The 16,812-nt window shown below is 59.2% G+C and carries 8 protein-coding genes and 6 pseudogenes; 6 read left to right on the top strand and 8 right to left on the bottom strand.

The window, feature by feature from the left end; all coding sequences use genetic code 11:
• Positions 1-27: 27 nt before the first annotated feature.
• The 4 genes and pseudogenes from HJC04_RS01390 to HJC04_RS31515 all read right to left on the bottom strand — a co-directional run.
• Positions 28-1,671, bottom strand: a pseudogene (locus HJC04_RS01390) (acyl CoA:acetate/3-ketoacid CoA transferase); the annotation flags it as partial.
• Positions 1,672-1,934: 263 nt separating this feature from the next.
• On the bottom strand, positions 1,935-3,110 hold the full coding sequence (locus tag HJC04_RS01385) for an iron-containing alcohol dehydrogenase (protein ID WP_221144616.1): 1,176 nt from the start codon (positions 3,108-3,110) through the stop codon (positions 1,935-1,937).
• Positions 3,111-3,237: 127 nt separating this feature from the next.
• Positions 3,238-4,940: pseudogene (locus tag HJC04_RS01380) on the bottom strand (acetolactate synthase large subunit).
• A 326-nt stretch (positions 4,941-5,266) separates the two neighbouring features.
• A pseudogene (locus tag HJC04_RS31515) lies at positions 5,267-5,768 on the bottom strand (coproporphyrinogen III oxidase); the annotation flags it as partial.
• Positions 5,769-5,908: 140 nt separating this feature from the next.
• On the opposite strand from HJC04_RS31515, the gene HJC04_RS01370 reads away from it, so the two are divergent.
• From HJC04_RS01370 to HJC04_RS01350, 4 genes and pseudogenes are all read left to right on the top strand, one after another.
• A complete protein-coding gene (locus tag HJC04_RS01370) occupies positions 5,909-6,790 on the top strand; it encodes an HAD family hydrolase (RefSeq protein WP_259668776.1) in 882 nt (293 codons plus the stop codon).
• Entirely contained in the window at positions 6,777-6,932 is a 156-nt protein-coding gene (locus HJC04_RS01365; protein WP_221123340.1) for a phosphoribosyltransferase family protein, read from the top strand. Before HJC04_RS01370 ends, HJC04_RS01365 begins: the two co-directional genes overlap by 14 nt.
• A gap of 85 nt (positions 6,933-7,017) precedes the next feature.
• Positions 7,018-8,045 (top strand): annotated as a pseudogene (locus HJC04_RS01355) (IS110 family transposase).
• A 314-nt stretch (positions 8,046-8,359) separates the two neighbouring features.
• A pseudogene (locus HJC04_RS01350) lies at positions 8,360-9,278 on the top strand (IS3 family transposase); the annotation flags it as partial.
• Between the two features lie 254 nt (positions 9,279-9,532).
• On the opposite strand, the gene HJC04_RS01345 reads toward HJC04_RS01350, so the two are convergent.
• Complete coding sequence (locus HJC04_RS01345; protein ID WP_221123341.1) at positions 9,533-10,561, bottom strand: IS110 family transposase; 1,029 nt, start codon at positions 10,559-10,561, stop codon at positions 9,533-9,535.
• 61 nt (positions 10,562-10,622) lie between these two features.
• On the opposite strand from HJC04_RS01345, the pseudogene HJC04_RS01340 reads away from it, so the two are divergent.
• A pseudogene (locus HJC04_RS01340) lies at positions 10,623-10,898 on the top strand (transposase); the annotation flags it as partial.
• 308 nt (positions 10,899-11,206) lie between these two features.
• On the opposite strand, the gene HJC04_RS01335 reads toward HJC04_RS01340, so the two are convergent.
• Both HJC04_RS01335 and repA read right to left on the bottom strand, forming a co-directional pair.
• A complete protein-coding gene (locus HJC04_RS01335; protein ID WP_037191831.1) occupies positions 11,207-12,325 on the bottom strand; it encodes an IS110 family transposase in 1,119 nt (372 codons plus the stop codon).
• A gap of 758 nt (positions 12,326-13,083) precedes the next feature.
• Positions 13,084-14,337, bottom strand: coding sequence for a plasmid partitioning protein RepA (gene repA / locus HJC04_RS01330; protein WP_221123342.1), 1,254 nt, complete (start codon positions 14,335-14,337; stop codon positions 13,084-13,086).
• 392 nt (positions 14,338-14,729) lie between these two features.
• Between repA and HJC04_RS01325 the strand changes: the two genes are divergently transcribed.
• Positions 14,730-15,047, top strand: a complete 318-nt coding sequence (locus HJC04_RS01325; RefSeq protein ID WP_207246257.1) for a hypothetical protein — start codon at positions 14,730-14,732, stop codon at positions 15,045-15,047.
• A gap of 653 nt (positions 15,048-15,700) precedes the next feature.
• Here the strand turns inward: HJC04_RS01325 and phaC are convergent.
• The gene (gene phaC / locus HJC04_RS01320) at positions 15,701-16,810 is read right to left on the bottom strand and encodes a class III poly(R)-hydroxyalkanoic acid synthase subunit PhaC (protein ID WP_207246256.1); all 1,110 of its coding nucleotides are present in this window, start codon (positions 16,808-16,810) and stop codon (positions 15,701-15,703) included.
• Between the last annotated feature and the right edge of the window lie 2 nt (positions 16,811-16,812).

Here is a 16,812-nt window from a genome sequence, read left to right as displayed (position 1 = left end):
GGGCGTCTAGCCCATAGCTGGCGGCCTCGTGCTGCGCTCTGCATCGAATTCTAAGCGCTCTGAAAGCAGGCGTTCGAGCAGCAGCTGGTCGAGATTCATCGGACCGTCGGTGAAGATCTCCGCCGCCATCTCGCGCGGTTCGCGGATGATCGGCGAGAAGTTCATATGGGCGACGATGTCGCGCTCGATATCGATACCCGGCGCGACTTCGATCAGTTCCAGCCCGTCGGGGGTTAGCGAGAAGACGCAGCGCTCGGTGACGATGAGCACGGTCTGGTGGGTCTCGCGGGCATATTCGCCCGAGAAGGTGATCTGCTCGACCTTTTCGATAAACTTCGCCTGCCCTTCCTGCAGGATGACGAGCTTGCCGTCCCGGATCTCGGTGCGCAGGTCCTTGGTAAAGGTGCCGCAGAAGACGAGCCGGCGGGTGTTCTGCGAAATGTTGATGAAGCCGCCGGCCCCGGCGAGGACATCACCGAACCGACTGACATTGACATTGGCTTGCGCATCGACCTGCGCGAAGCCGAGAACGGCGATGTCCAGCCCGCCGCCATCGATGAGATCGAACATCTGGTTCTGGTCGATGATCGATTCGGAGTTTTTGGCCGCGCCGAAGTCCAGCCCGCTCTGTGGGGTGCCGCCGATGGTGCCGGATTCGGTAGTGAGCGTGATCTTGTCGATGATCCCCTCTTCCGTCGCGACCGCCGCAACCCCTTCCGGCACGCCGATGCCGAGATTGACGACATCGCCCATCCGCAGTTCTAAGGCGCCGCGCCGCGCGATGATCTTGCGTTCGTTCAGTTCCATGGAGGCGGCGCTGTCCGGTGGCGCACGGAGTTCGCCGGAGAAGGCGCCGTTGTATGGGGTCGCATAGGTCTGCATGTGATGTTCCGGCTCGGCGACGACGACCCAGTCGACCAGGTGGCCGGGGATTTTAATGTCGCGAGGGTTCAGCGAGCCGGCGGCGGCGATCCGCTCGACCTGCGCGATGACAATACCCCCGCTGTTCTTGGCGGCGGTGGCGATGTTCAGGTTGTCGAGCGTCAGCGCCTCCTTCTCCATCGTGACATTGCCGGATGGATCGGCCGTCGTGCCGCGCAGGATGGCGACGTGGATGGGGAAGGTCTTGTAGAAGAGCCACTCCTTGCCGTTGATTTCCGTGAGCTTGACGAGGTTTTCTATCGTTTTGGAATTGATCTTGCCGCCGTCGATGCGCGGGTCGATGAAGGTCCGAAGTCCGACTTTCGAGATCAGCCCGGGCTTTCCCCCGGCGATCTCGCGGAAGAGATGGGAAATGATCCCGAGCGGCAGATTGTAGGCCTCGCACTTGCCGCTAACCGCCAGTTGCGCCAGCTTCGGCACCAGCTTGAAATGCCCGCCGATGAGGCGTTTCACGAGCCCGTCATGCGCCAGTCGGTTGAGGCCCTTGTCTTTGCCGTTGCCCGGGGCGGCGGCAAAGACGAGAGCGAGATTGCTCGGCTCGCCCGTTTCCAGGAAACGCTTCTCAAGGGCGCAGATCACCGCCTCCGGCGTGCCGATGCCGACGAAGCCGGAAAAAGCAACTGTATCGCCCGGACAGATGGTCGCGACGGCTTCGGCGGCGGAGACAATCTTGGTGGATTTGTCAATTCGACCCTTTCCATAGGATGCGATCTGATGCGGTGCTACCATGCTTGGCGTTCCTTCATGTGTTCGAAGCAATGGGGTTAACCCGCAATGTGGATGCGGCGGCCGTTCCGCTGCCTCCCAATAGCTCTCAAGATTCGTGCCAGGCCGGCGGATTGAGCTGACGAACAATTATTTGCTGCTATTTCAGCTACGTGGGCGGAGATACGGGATTAGGCGAAGAGGAATGGGTGTCGCGAAGCCGACAAAGGTCACGACGATGTCGTAAGTTGAATGTGGAGATTCCAGTTGGTCGTCCGAGCTTGGGGTCATGGCCGGCTCACTCCCGCAAGCGCTTTGGCATAGATCTCCCGAACCTGGTCGTAGTCGAGCTCGCGCGGATTGTTGACCAGTAGGCGCTCCTCGTGCTTCATCGCACCCTCCGCCAGCTTGGAAAGATCGCCTTTGCCGATTCCAACCGCCGAAAGCGAGCCGGGCACCCCGCAGTCTCGGCAGATCGCCTCGATCTCGGCGACGAAGGCCGCAGCGTCCACCGCATCGGACTGCTGGCGATAGCCGGGCTGGATAACGTTGGAGAGCTCGGCATAGAGCGCTTCGGCTGCCGGGCGGTTGAATTCCAACACGTAGGGCAGGACCAGCGCAACGGAGTGGCCGTGCCCGACATCGAAGGTCTCGCCGATCGGATAGGCGAGCGCATGCACCGCGGCAACCGGCGAGTTGGCAAACGCCATGCCGGCCAGCATGGAGCCGAACAGCATGTCCGAGCGCGCTTCGAGGTCCGAGCCGTCCGTGTACACTTTCCTGAGATTGGCCGACAGCAGCGCCAGCGCCTTCAGCGCGAACTGGTCGGAGATCGGGTTCTTCTTGATCTTACCGGTATAGGCCTCGATCGCGTGCGCCATGGCGTCAATGCCCGTCTGGGCGGTGAGGTGCGGCGGCAGGCCGAGCGTCAGTTGGGGATCGAGGATCGCCCAGTCCGGGAGGAGGCGCGGCGAGATCACCGCCTTCTTCTCGTTGTTCGGCGTCTTAACGATGGAGGTCAACGTCACTTCCGATCCGGTGCCCGCCGTGGTCGGCACCAGCAGCAGCGGCAGGCGGTCGCCGGTGGCACGGCCAACGCCATAGATAACATCAAGCTTGTCTGGGGTTTTGGCGAGATAGGCGACGAGCTTTGCCGTATCCAGTACGCTGCCGCCGCCGATCGCCGCGACAGCGTCGACGCCGCACTCGCGGCAGATTTCTGCCGCCGCTTCGATGACATGCGACGGTGCGTCGACGACCACGCCGTCGAACACGGTGAGCGCGATGCCGGCTTCGGCAATCGCCGCTTCCGCATTGCGCGTCAGCCCGGCCGCCCGCACCTTCTCGTCGGTGACGAGCAGCACATGGGCGGCCTTGTAGCCCTTGAGGAGCTCGCCGATCTTGCTGGACGCGCCTGCCCCGAAAAAGATGTTTGACGGGGTCTGGAAAGTAAAGGCTTTCATGTGTTTGGTCCCTTTGTTTGGCTCTCTCGGGAGGCAGGGCGGCCTGCCGCCTGCCCGCCCCTCTGAAAAGCCGATCCTTGCTGTCGACCGCCCCGGCACTCCCCGAGGCGGTTCATTCCGGGCCTGCTCAGGCGCTCGGCGGTTTCGCCTTGGGCGAGCGAAGTCCGCCGAGCAGTCGCTTGTACTTTGAATCATCGACCGGCACTGCGACCACACGCACCCCGCCGGCTTTGAGAGCGGCTTCAAGCGCAGGCATCAGATCGTCCAGCGTTTCAACCCGCGTGCCCTTGGCGCCACAGGCTTCGGCCAGTTTCACGAAATCCGGATTGCGGAAGTCGACGCCGAATTTCGGGAAACCTTTGGCGGATTGCTTCGCTTCGATCATGCCCCAGCCGCCGTTGTCCAAGATCAGGACGACGAGGTTGAGCTTTTGTTCGACGGCCGTCATCAGTTCCTGGCCGGTCATCTGAAAGCCGCCGTCGCCGCAGACCGCCATCACACAGAGCCCGGGATTCAGCATCGCCGCCACGATCGCTGAGGGCACGCCGGCGCCCATGGTCGCGAGCGTGTTGTCGAGCAGCAGCGTATTGGGGTGATTGGTCCGATAATTCCGGGCGAACGGGATCTTGTAAAGGCCATTGTCGAGCGTAACAATGCTGCCTTCAGGCATGACCTTGCGAACAACGTGCACTATGCGATCCAGCGTGACCGGCCAACTTTTATCATCGGCACCCTCGCCAATCAGGGCGAGGCTCCTCTCGCGCAGCGGCAGCAATCCGCCGGCATTGGGCAGCTTGCCGTCGAGGCGATCCGCCAGCGCCGCGACTGAAGCGCCGATCTCGCCGATGACCTCGAGCTGCGGCCAATAGGCCTGCGTGAAGGTCGCAGTCTGATGTGCGATGTGAATGACCTTCGGGCCGCCCTCAGACATGATGAACGGAGGCTTTTCGCACGTGTCGTGGCCGATCGGAATGATCAGGTCGGCCTCCTCGATGACCGCGTGGACATGGTCGCCTTTAGAAAGCGCCGCCGTGCCCATATAGAGGTCGGAGTCCTCCGCCACCACGCCCTTGCCCATTTGCGTGGCGAAGAAGGGAATGCGGGTGCGTTGCACGAAGTCACGGATTTGGGCGATCGAGTGCTGGTCGAGGCGGCTTGCCGCCCCGCCCACCATGATCAGCGGACACTGGGCCGCAAGGATCATTTCAACCGCGCGATCGAGGGTCTTCGTAGTCATAGTGCATCCTCCTCACCATCTTCGGCCGCAATGTCTTCCGGTATTACAACAGACACTGGGCCTTGCTTTTCCTCTTGAGCGATGCGGAACGCCTCAGTGAGGACTGGCCGGATCATTTGCACCGACCCGATCTGCACTGCGGACTTGGTGAGCCCCTCCATCACGGAGACGAGGGGGCTGACCTGAAAGTGCCCATGGAGGCTGCTGTTGATCGGCTTCTGGCCGGCGATCATCACCAGCGGAAATCCGCCGAGATGCGCATACTCAGCGCCGTTGGGGAAGTTAAGTGCGCCCGGGCCGCAGGTGGCGAGGCTGACGCCTGGGCGGCCGGTGAGCCGGCCCTCGGTGGCGGCCATGAGGGCCGCACCCCACTCGGTACGGGTCGGCACGAACTTGATCTTCTTCGACTTGCGCAGCGACTCCATGATGTCGAGGATTTCCTCGCCGGGGACGCCGTAAATGCGCTCGACGCCCACTTTCTCAAGGACCGCGACAACTCGGTCGGAACCCTTGACCTTGCGCTGTTCGCTCTTCGCGTAAGATGAATTACTAATGGACAAGATGGGGCCTCTCTGACGGAAATAATACCACATGACGTTATAAAAGCGTCTATAGCCAAGGCGGTTTTGTTGGTCAATGGCCAAACGCCGTTTTTCGCGCCGACAGACCCACCGGTCCATCGAGCAGGCCTTTCGCCAGCCGCATCGAGTTTTTTGTTGCTCATCTCAGTGGGGCGCATCGAAGCAAACTTCCTCGGCTCTGCGGGCAGGCGTGGACTAGCCTCCGACCGGGACGCCTTTCGGACTGCAAAAGGTTAGCAATGAAACGACTCAAACTGCGGCTGACGGAATCTGTGACAGCCCCATCAACTTGCTTGCCGCAAGTTAACCTGCTCCCGGCCTTGACCGGAGAGATCGACGACATAGCCGTCGCCTACACCATGAATAGCTGACGCGCCGCAGCCGATCACCGTTGCGCAGGAGTGTGCCGAATACCCGCAAAGAGTTACGCCGCAGCCGGCCGGCCTCCTGCGCCAACGCAAGCTCATCGTCCCGTAAAGCGAAATGATCGAGGCCGATCGGGAGTTAGCCTTTCCGCAATCAGCGCGTTGGCCACGGCCGCGAGCTGACAGGTCCGGCTGCGAAGCGCCTCCTCCTCGATCAGACGTTGGTTTATTCTAAGGCTGGAACATGTGCGTAGCCGAACACGGCAAATCGACTGGGGTGCATGGCGGCGGCAGCTCCCGCGGCGTTGACGCAGGACTGCACCGTCTGATTTGGAAGGCCGTTGATCAAGTCAAAATTGATGCGGTTTACCTCGTGGCGGCGCAGTGGATTGGCCACACTCGCCGTCAACTCCTCACCTTGGATTCGACTGGTTGCTTCTTGAACATCCGGTTCGAAGCTCTGTACGCCGATGCTCGGTTCACCCGGCCGCTAGTAGCGAGTTGAATTGTTGCCGCGGCATTATACGCAGACTGTTGACTGACCCAGGCGACCGGTTTGAGTTTCCGCGACGGATTTAAAGCGTCATTTGGCCAAAACTACGTCATGGAGATTTTATGCCGAAAATGAAAAAGCGCGCCCTGAAAGGAAGTCGGCGTCGGAGTGCATTCGTCGCCATGTTGCCGATCCAGGGAACGGCTTGTACGGCGGATCGGATTGGGCTGCCCGCCCAGTTGGAAGTGGCGCATCCCGACGATCCGTTTCGGACCCGCCCACACGCCGCAGCCGAAACGGCTGCGGGACGACCAATCACAGTTACGCATCGCTTGAGGGATCGCAGATCCCGTGGAGCCACGTTGATCAGTCACATTTCTTTTGACGTCTGGAATACTCTCGTAACAGCGAACCCAAGTCATGCGACGAGGAGGACCAAGTTTCTCGCCACCTGTTTTGATAAGGAAGAAGCAGCTGTGAGGAATGCATACGCGGAGGTCAAGAAGTGGGTTAACCAACACGCGATCGAAACGGGGTACGCCCCATCCCTGTCCGAAAATATTCGTCTGCTTATGATGCGTTGTAATGTTCAAAAAGATCCAGGTTTGATCGCAAAGGCGTTTGAGCACGTTTTTGAGAATTGCAAACCAGTTGTTTTGGACACCACGGTGAGGTTAATCCATTCGTTGGCAGACGACGGGTTTACGCTATCAATTGGTAGCAACTCGAGTTTTATTAGCGGCACTACGATGCACAACTTTCTTGAGAGCACCTTTGGATGCGTATTTCGGTTCGGAATCTATTCCGACCTGCTTGGATATGCAAAGCCAAACGAGGCATTTTTCAACAAAATCATCAAGTCGTGCGGCGTTGCGGCCGACAACATCCTGCATGTGGGCGATGACGCCACCTGCGATCTGCAAGGTGCGCGCAGCGCTGGAATGCGCGGTGCCCTGGTGGGAAGATCTGAGGACATTCAAGAGGCTGTTTATGACGCAGTTTGATGAGTTTGCGCTTTATGAATTTCAGTCAATCGAAGATGCACCCTTTCGACCGGAACAATATTCGCGTCTGAAGTTCGGTTGCGACGAGGCCGCTCGCGAGATGGGCCACCAGATGGCAGACGCGTTCTTCGAAAAAAACTGACCTGATGTGGTGGACGGCCTCCGCTCCCGGCATCGCAAATGTGCCAAAGTGTGGCTGTCGAAAGTCACATAAGGGAGAGCCGTCCATGGAGAAGATTACCACAATTGGCCTGGATATCGCCAAGCATGTATTTCAAAGAACCCGAGCCCAGTGGTGTCCAGTCGCGCATGCCTCGATTCCGATCAGGCATGGCGGCAATGCCTTGAAGAATTCAACGACATCGTCGCGGCGCAGCTTGCGGCGGCTCACCGTCGCGCCGGCACCATTGATCCCGTGAACCTTATGGCGCTGGGTCACGAGGTTCGGCTGATGCCGGCGTCTTACGTCAAGCCATACGTGAAGCGGCAGAAGAATGACGCGATGGATGCCGAGGCGATTTGCGAGGCGGTGACGCGGCCGACGATGCGCTTCGTTCCAGTGAAGAGCGAGGAGCAACAGAGTGTGCTGATGCTACATCGGGTCCGCGAGCTTTTGATCCGGCAACGGACAATGCTGGTGAACGCCTTGCGCGGCCACTTGGCGGAGTTCGGCATCGTAACGCGACAGGGGGTTGCCGGGGTCGGAACGCTGATCGCGTTGATCGAAGACGATGATCACGATCTCATCCCGCCGCTTGCGCGGTCCGCACTTCTTCCGCTGATCGAGCAGCTGCAGGAGGTGCACGAGAAGGTCAACGCGATGGATCGCCAGATTCATGCGTGGCATCGCTCGAACGAGCTGAGCCGGCGCCTTGAGACGATCCCTGGAATTGGCCCGATCACTGCCAGCGCAATTGCCGCGACGGTGACCGACGCGTCGCTCTTCAAATCCGGCCGACAATTGGCGGCATGGATAGGCCTAGTGCCGCGGCAGAACTCATCGGGTGGCAAGGACCGCCTCGGAAGGATCAGCAAACAAGGCGATCCCTATCTCCGCCGGCTTCTCGTTGTCGGGGCGCATGCGGTGCTTCGTTTCAGCCGCAAGGCCAAAGTGGCGCCGACGCGTTGGGCCGCCGGGCTTCTGGTGAAGAAGCCGTACAATGTCGTCGCTGTTGCCTTGGCGAACAAGATGGCGCGTATCGTCTGGGCGTTGATGACGACGGGCAGGCGCTTTGAGGCTACCGCCTCCCTTTGAAACTTTGAGAGCTCACAGAGGATGCAGAAATTGGTGAAGTGCTAATGGTGTGATGGCGAACGGTCGAGCCGGGATCGGACAAACCCGATCAGTGGGTGCCGCTTGAAAGCGCGTTGACCTGTCTGGGATCTGATCAGCGGACTACATCAGGGCCAGCGGCATGAACAGGCCGCGATCAAAGGCCGTATACATGCCTGCACCCGACCAATCGTCAGAAATGCCAAAAAGCCCTTGCCACGCGGAGGCCGTCCATACATGCCACTGAGAGTTTCCTCCAGAATGGATTAGAGTCCGGCCTATTAAGGGACGGACGAATGAAGAAGCAGAGATTTACGGAAGAGCAGATTATCGGTGTGCTGAAGGAGCAGGAGGCTGGCGCGAAGGCGGCCGACCTCTGCCGCAAGCACGGGATTTCAGAAGTGACGTTTTATAACTGGAAAGCCAAATATGGCGGCATGGAAGTCTCCGAGGCGAAGCGGCTGAAGGCGCTTGAGGACGAGAATACCAGGCTGAAGAAGCTGTTGGCCGAACAGATGCTTGATGCAGCCGCGCTCCGCGAGCTTCTTGCAAAAAAATGGTAGGGCCTGCCGCCAAGCGTGAAGCCGTCACGCATCTGAAGGCCGTCATGGTCTTTCGGAACGGCGGGCCTGCCAGATCGTATCCGCCGACCGCAAGACGATCCGTTATCGGTCCAGTCGACCGCCGGAGGTCGATCTGCGAGCGAAGCTGCGTGACCTCGCTAATGAGCGACGGCGTTTCGGCTACCGGCGGCTATTCATCCTGCTTCGGCGAGACGGAGAGCCCTCCGGGGTCAATCGCATATACCGTCTTTATCGCGAGGAAGGGCTTTCCGTTCGCAAGCGAAAGGCCCGTCGGCGTGCTGTCGGCACGCGTGCGCCGATCCTGGTCGAAGCGAAGGCCAATGCCCGCTGGTCGCTGGATTTCGTCCACGACCAGTTTGCCTGCGGTAGACGCTTCCGGGTGCTAAACGTTGTCGATGATGTGACGCGCGAATGCCTGGCGGCAATCCCCGACACGTCGATCTCCGGTCGCCGTGTTGCTCGGGAACTGACGACGCTGATCGAACGACGCGGCAGGCCTGACATGATTGTCTCCGACAACGGCACCGAATTCACCTCGAATGCCATTCTTGCCTGGTCGAAGGATCACAAGGTCGAGTGGCACTACATCGCGCCGGGAAAGCCAATGCAGAACGGCTATGTCGAGAGTTTCATGTATAGACGGCCCCGCGGGCGCAAGAGGCTTTCTGCAAGTTTAGTCATCACTCGGGTGCGTTCATGTATTCGGCCTTTGTCTGCGACCGAGACCATGGTCGCTGGCCCTGATGGAGTACGCGGATCGAGGCCTCATCAACGGGTCGCGCTTGAATGCGGCGCCTAAAACTCTTCGGGTTTGCTCGATCCCCAGCTCCGCTGGATGACCATCTGTTGCTTCTGCACCTTACGCCAGTTCGTTGGGCTTCCTGTCTACGCTGTCTTGACGCGCGCCTCCCTGAACATCTCTCCACTTGTCATCATCGCCCAGATAATTCGGGCAAGTTTGTTAGCCACAGCGACGGCCACGATCATAGGACGTCGTCGTTGTAATAAAGCGTCGATCCAAGCTCCCCCGACCTTTGCCCGAGCTTTGGGATACCGAACTATGTTCCTGGCACCGATGACGAGCAGATGACGCAGGTATGCATCTCCCTGTTTCGTAATCCCTCCCAATCGAGTGGCGCCGCCGCTGGAATTTTGACGCGGGGTCAGGCCCAGCCAGGCGGCAAACTCTCGGCCGGAGCGGAACATCCTCGCGTCCGGAATGGTTGCGGCGATGGCTGTAGATGTGATTGGGCCGACACCTGGAATCGACGACAGCAGATTTGAGACCGGATCTGAGCTCCCGATTTCCGCTAGCTTCGTCTCAATTCCGTCAATCTGCTTGTTGAGCTCTCCAACAGAGCTGATCAAACTGGTCAAAGCATACCGAGCATGTTCTGGCAACGAGGCCGCAACTTCCTCTATCATCGGCATCATGGTCTCTATGCGTTGTCGACCTTGGCCAAAAATAATTCCGAATTCGGCAAGATGAGCGCGGATTGCACATATCGTCATGGTCCGTTGCCGTACCAGCAGACCTCTCGCTCGATGTAGCATCAGAAAGCTCTGGTTAGCCTCGGATTTTATCGAAACGAAGCGCATGTCGGGTCGCCTGACAGCCTCACAAATAGCTGCAGCGTCCGCAGCATCATTCTTCGCGCCGCGCCGCACAAACGGCTTCACATACGAAGGCGGTATCAACCTAACCTCGTGACCGAGCTTCATCAGTTCCCGAGCCCAATAGTGCGCGGTGGCGCAAGCTTCCACGCCGACAAGGCAGGGCCTTGCACCCCGGAAGAATTTGATCATCTCGCTTCGGCGGAGCGCCGCGGTTTTGATCACTGAACCGTCGGCATCCACCGCATGGACGTGAAAATTATGTTTGGCCAGATCAAGGCCTATCGTGCTGGCGATCATATCAGTGGCTCCTGTTTGAGTTGGCGCATCATCATACGACCAACCGGTTCGGAGCGGGGCCGTCTTCCCCATCAACGGTCGCATGCGCGACGAGTTGCTCAACGAGAGCCTCTTCTTCGGCCTCGATCATGCCCGCAGCGCCATCGCTGAATGGGCTGAGGATTATAACCATTTCCGGCCGCACTCATCGCTCGGATATCAGACCCCGGCAGACTATGCCGGGAGCATCGCCGCAACCGGCTCCAACGCTACGCAAGATGAAAGCTTCGCGTTTCCGCCGGTTGCTCACACCGCGCCATTTGGCGTATTCAAAGCCGCCGAGGCTCTCTTATGTTCATTTGCAAGCTCCTTAATCATGACTCTTTCCTTTCCGGCCTTGCGGACGAAAGCGCGCATGCTTGAAGCTGTTGAACAAAGGAGGAGGCAGGGCATCTTGACGACGGCTGGCATACTCTTATGCGCGGGTTGGGTACCGCATTTCCGTGTGTTCGTCTGGGGCTGCCTCTGTCTAATCTCGGGCTTGGAATTATCCGCCACATAGAGCCTGCGAGGGTTCCCCACCGGAGCCCTGCCTCCATCTTTGTCCAACAGGAGATGATTTCAATGTTTGGGTTAAGCTTTTTGGTTCGAGCTGGGCATTCGCCTTTAGCCTTTTGCTGTGGGAGCGACCTCCTGCCCGATCGCCCATAGGAACGCTGCCATTTCTCGTGCAATGGCGGTGACCGCGACGACCTTCGGCTTGCCTGCCGCGATTAGTTTTCGATAACGCGTGCAAAGCCTTACCTGGGCTTTCCAAGCAATCTCGCGAACCGTTCTTGGCAGGTCATCCAGTCGCGCCTGGATCTTCGGGCTTACGCGAGCCGGAAAGCGATATGTCCAAGCGCCTTCAATGAGTACCCTTCGCGCTCTTGTGTTGCCCGCCTTGGTGATCCCGCCACGCTTGACCCGTTCCCCGGTTGAGCTTTCCGACGGCACGAGACCGAGATACGCCATCAGCTGACGAGGATTATCAAAGCGCCTAACATCGCCGATTTCGACGACAAAGGTGACCGCCGTCATGAACGCGACGCCCCGCATCGCCTGGTATGCGGCCACAACCGGGGCCATTGACCAGGATGCCGCGGTCTCGACGACCAGCTTGGTCAGCCGATCCAGGCGCACGCTGGCATCCGCGACAGCCTGGCTATATTCCGCCAGCAGGATTTGGTGAGCGGGATGATCGAAGGCCTGGCACGTTAGCCATCTTCGATGGGCACGCGTCCATGGTTCGCGGCCGGCATAGATCCGGCCATGACGCAACAAGAAGGACTGAAGTTGCTGACGGGCCTGCTTCAGCGCGTCGCTGGCCGCCTCGCGCGCCCGCACCAAATCGCGGATCGCCTCGTGGCCTTCATCTGGGACCCAGACCGCGGTCAGTTCTCCCGCCCGGTGCAGGCGCGCCAGACTCATGGCATCCCGGCGGTTTGTCTTCACCCGATCGCCCGCACGCTTGGGTACCAGTGACGGCGCCACGACCACGCAATCATGCCCCAGTTCGACAATCTGGCGGTAAAGACCGTAACCCGTGGGGCCGGCTTCATAGCAAAAGTGAAGCTTAGCTCCGCGCTTGGAAAGCTTGCTGACCATCGATGCTACTGATGTCGGCTCCGAGGAAATGTCGCCGAAAAACCGCACCTCGCCGTTGCGGCTTCCATCGGCTATCGCCACAGAAATCTTCAGCTTCGACGTATCCAGGCCGATGAAAATTACGCTATCTTCTTTCATGGTTCGCCCTCGCTAAGCATGGGGCAAGGCTCCGGCCTATCCAGAGCAACCCCCGATTTAGCTTACCGCGGGGGCGGGCCACCTTCACCCCGCGAACATACGGTCTAACCGCCGCTGGATGAAAGTTCAGTGGCAGGTCACAGAACCAGTAGCGTGGCGTGCCCCGCGAATTTCCAGCCGGACGAAGTGTGCACCGCCGAATTTTGAGCCACCTGTGGCGGACCATCGGCGGTGCCCGACCTTACAGCTGCAGAACAAATATCAGGCCGGCGGAGTTGAGATTGTCACGGGAGCGGTCGGGTTAGGCACAGTCGACCCGATCCACGCGATCGGGTATGTCGGAAACAACATTGGTTCGGCGGTAGGGGTGTTTGGGGCGGCCTTCCTATAAATGCTCAGGGCCATGCAAGTAGGCGTCGAGCTTTCTTGAGCATGTGAACGGGCGCGGTCATGTGTCAGGCCCCATCGTTGCGGCATCATATGCACTGCGGGCCTGTATGACGTTACGCGGATTAGGTCTAGATCGAATTTACGAGCTTTGAGCTCGTTGCACGCCCCTGATTATCCTAATCCCAATCATATCGATCATAGCCGGGCCGAGCGGCTCACGAAGGCTGTTTTCGACGATGGGACGCCTGGCGCCATTCTGGTCGGTGGATTCTGCGACCAGGGATCTCGATTTCCTTCGAGACAGGCGGCAATCACCAGACGCACGCGGCGTGGCCGGCATTGATGATACAACCATTAAGTCCTCTCGATTAGGAACTCGCCTTACCTGCAGTGCGCGAAGCCCTCATCACATACATCGGGGGACGGCCCCAAACCTCGGATATGATGTCCATTACCTCCGCATTCGTGGAATTCAGTGTTTCCATCGCTTGCTCGTACGCCGATCGGCCTACCGCCCCGGCTACCAACTCATACAACGATCGCTTTTTGACCCCCGCGTCTCGGATCGCGTCCGATTCCCAGACGGTCACAGTCAACAGATCATGCCCCAGGGAGTCCCGCAGTAGTGCGACTGCCTCCTGCTGCGAGACGTCACGCGGGCTGTGTCTTGTCACCAAGAATTTGGTGAAATCATGATTTACCGACCTTCCAGCCTCTTCGATCAAGGAGACGAAATGCGATAAAACGCTGAGGGACATGGTCATTGACGTGATCTCAGGCCATTCAGGGCGGACCGTCAACAGCACGCCGGTCGCTGCTTCATACGCACCTGCGGTCAGAAAGCTTCCACCTCCACAGCGGATAACGACGACGTCGTAATTCGCCTCGACTTCTTTGAGCGCAGACACCATTTTGATGCTAACGTCTGCGATTCTCAAGTCCTCACTATGGAAGCGCTTCGTACTTTCCCGTTCGAATATTTCGAGCTCGCAAGTACCCGGCACAAGATCAAGACCATCAAAATGGGTGGGTCGGATTACAGAGCTCATACTGGACCGATCGTCATCATAGCTTAAAGCGCCATACATGCTCACGTAGTGGTCGGGAAAACCGATATCTGGAAAATAATAACCGAACATTTTCGACAATGAGCCATTCGGATCGAGGTCTATGGCGAGAACGCGGTATCCTTGAAGTGCAAGGCCCTGAGCCAGATAGAGCGATGTGGTGGTGCTTGCGGAGCCGGCTACTGAGATGATCTGGAGTTTCTCACCCTCGCGCCTGCGCGGGCAAAACTTCAAAGCCTCTTTCTGACGGGCCGAAGCGAGATAGGCACGGAGTTCGTTGATCTGTCGAAGCGTATAGGAGCGCCGTCCTGCGGTCCCTAGTTCCGGTGTTGGCCCCAGCCCATCAATTGACAACTGGCGCAAATAACTGCCCGACACGCCGAGAATCTCGGCAACCTCGCCCAAGGAGAACGAGCGAAGGGTCCTGTCGTCGGGTTCTCCGAAATTAGGAACTGCCCCCCGCTTGGTTAGGCGAGCCGCAATTTCATTGGCATGGCGCGAAATGCGCTCCGACGCTTTCTCCGTCTGAAAGCTTGGATTCTCAGAATGCGGCATAAGTTTCCCGGTGGAGGTTTCTCTCGTATACGATGTGTTTAGACTGTCACGATTTAGCATATGTCCTGTGCCGTCAACAAGCACTTTGCCGCGCCAGGAAACTTACGGCTGCATACTTTCGTCAGGGAATTCTTGTTCTCAATTCCTCTTAGGGCGGAACAAGATTTTTTTGGGCGATCTGCTCCGGGGTCCGGCTTGGGCTCGTGTTCGGCGGGACGAACAATCCTCCATGCCGGCGGGGCCTCCGCACAGGGACCACTCGACCCAGCGTGCCACGACCTTCGATGTACCCCGTATGGCCCTTCTGGCCACGGATCGTGCGGCCCCGCTTGTCCCTAATTAGCCTAAGACGTGGACTCGCGAATTGAAACGATCCAGATTCTTGTCACAACATGACGATCGTTGCAGTGCGGCGGACGATCTCGAAGCGCACAACCCGTGCCTTCGACATCCGCGCCAGCCGGCTGAATTCAGAAAGAGGTCTGGCGCAGGACATTGCGCCGCTCGCGCGCAAGATCCAGGTCTCGTGCTCCGCGAAACCGGCGCGGCTAGGTCCGTGCCGCTGCCGGGACGATGCCGGACCGGGCGCCGATGGCGAACATAGCGGTCATGCCCAGATCTTCATCGCCGGCCAGCTTTCGTCGGTCGCTTTCTTGGGCAGCGTCATGACGGGGCCGGTGTTAGTCCCCGATTGCAAAGCGGGCAATTGACCAGATGAAATCCGTCTGCATGGCAACGGCTGCCTGGTCGAGCTTGCCGGGATTGGTCCAGAACCAATTCGGATCCGGGACCGGATGGACTGGGACAGAGCGCCGGGATCGGCGGGTCGACGAATCCTGCTGGCGTCGTCTTTATTCCCTTCGCGTTGACGGCGGCACGCGCATGGCAGGTGATGCAGGACGAAGTGTCCGCGAATCCGGCCTCCGTTACCGAATTGCCAAGTTGCGTAGGCACGCCGGTCGCCGAGACGAAGTCGGTCTGGCTGCCCTTCAGGCAGTAATGTTCCCACACGGGTGAAAGGCCTGCAGAGCCCAGCACCGCTTTCAGTGCGTCGTTCTTTGCACAGGCGCTGTAGGGCCGATCAAGGACCTCATTCGCGTCCACGTCGGCGACAACCGCACCATAGGCATCATGGCATCCGGTATAATCGCAACGGCCTGGATTGTTCTGGTGCTCGAACGTTGCCCAGGTCCAGTTGGGCAGCACCTCCAAGCAGTTTCATCAGTCTCCGAGCTTATTCGGAGGAGATTTTGTGTTCTATTGGAGACATCCCGCCTCCAAGCGGAAAAGGCGACTGTATCGCCCGAACGGATGATCGTGACCGCTTCGGCGGGGAGCAAATCTTGTTTGCTATCGCTATCCCCTACCCGTCCCGTGGCTGGAGCCATTCAACTATGCTTTTGGCGAGCTTGCCCTGCGACTTGCTCGAAACGAGCACGCCGACATGCCCCACGCCCTGGAACGGAACCTCCGTATAGTCTGTGCCGCCGATCTGACCGCCGAGCGCCTTGGAACAGGTCGCCGGAATGATATGGTCGTCCAGGCCGAAGATGTTGAGCACGGGCACGTCGATCGCGCGGAGGTCGACGATGCGGCCCAACAGCTCGAACCTGCCCTCGACCAGGCGGTTCTCGTGATAGAGCTCCTTCAGCCATTGCCGGCCGGCTGCGCCTGGGTGGTCCTGTCGATCGGCCAGCCATTTCTCCATGCGCAGGAAGTTCATCAGCCGGTCCTTGTCACCGGCGATGTCGAAGAGTTCGACATTGTACTTAGTCAGCGCTTGCATTGGCGTCATGAGCGAGAAGATCAAGCTCATAAGTTCGCCGGGGATGACGCCCAGCGCATCGACCATGCGGTCGATATCCTCGGGCGCAAGCGCGCGCGTCCAGATGTTGAGGAGGCCGTGACTGGGCTCCGGGTCGTCGATATCGGCGTGGAAGTCGATCGGCGTCATGGTCAGGACCAGGTTCTTGACCTTCTCCGGGTGGAGCGCCGCATAGCAGGTGGTGAAGACGCCACCCTGGCAGATGCCGAGCAGCGTTACCTTGTCATGGCCCGTCTCGCGGCAGATCCGGTGCACCGCCTCGTGGATATAGTCGTCGACATAGTCGTCCATAGTCAGCCAGCGCTCGGCGCGGCCGAGCTTGCCCCATTCGATCAGCCAAAGGTTGACGCCCTCGGCGAGCAGGCTACGCACCAGCGAGCGGTCGGGCTGGAGGTCCGCGATAGTGTAGCGGCCGACCAGGCTATAGACGATGAGGACCGGCGTCTCAACGGTGCGCTTGACCGTCGGCTCGTAGCGAAACAGCTTCACCTTGTCGCGGCGCATGACGAGCGTCTTCGGGGTTGTTCCGACATCGACATCCTCGTCGCGGATGCCGGCGAGCACGTCCGCGCCCTTGTAAAACTTGCCGACATTCTCGGCGAAATCCTTCAGGATGCTGTTGAAGGCGGTTTTGCGGGGTTCGGTCATCG

Source organism: Rhizobium sp. NLR8a (genome assembly GCF_019685235.1).
Lineage (GTDB): Bacteria > Pseudomonadota > Alphaproteobacteria > Rhizobiales > Rhizobiaceae > Rhizobium.
The sequence above is the reverse complement of the archived record's forward strand: the minus strand, read 5'-3'. Positions and strand labels throughout refer to the sequence as shown.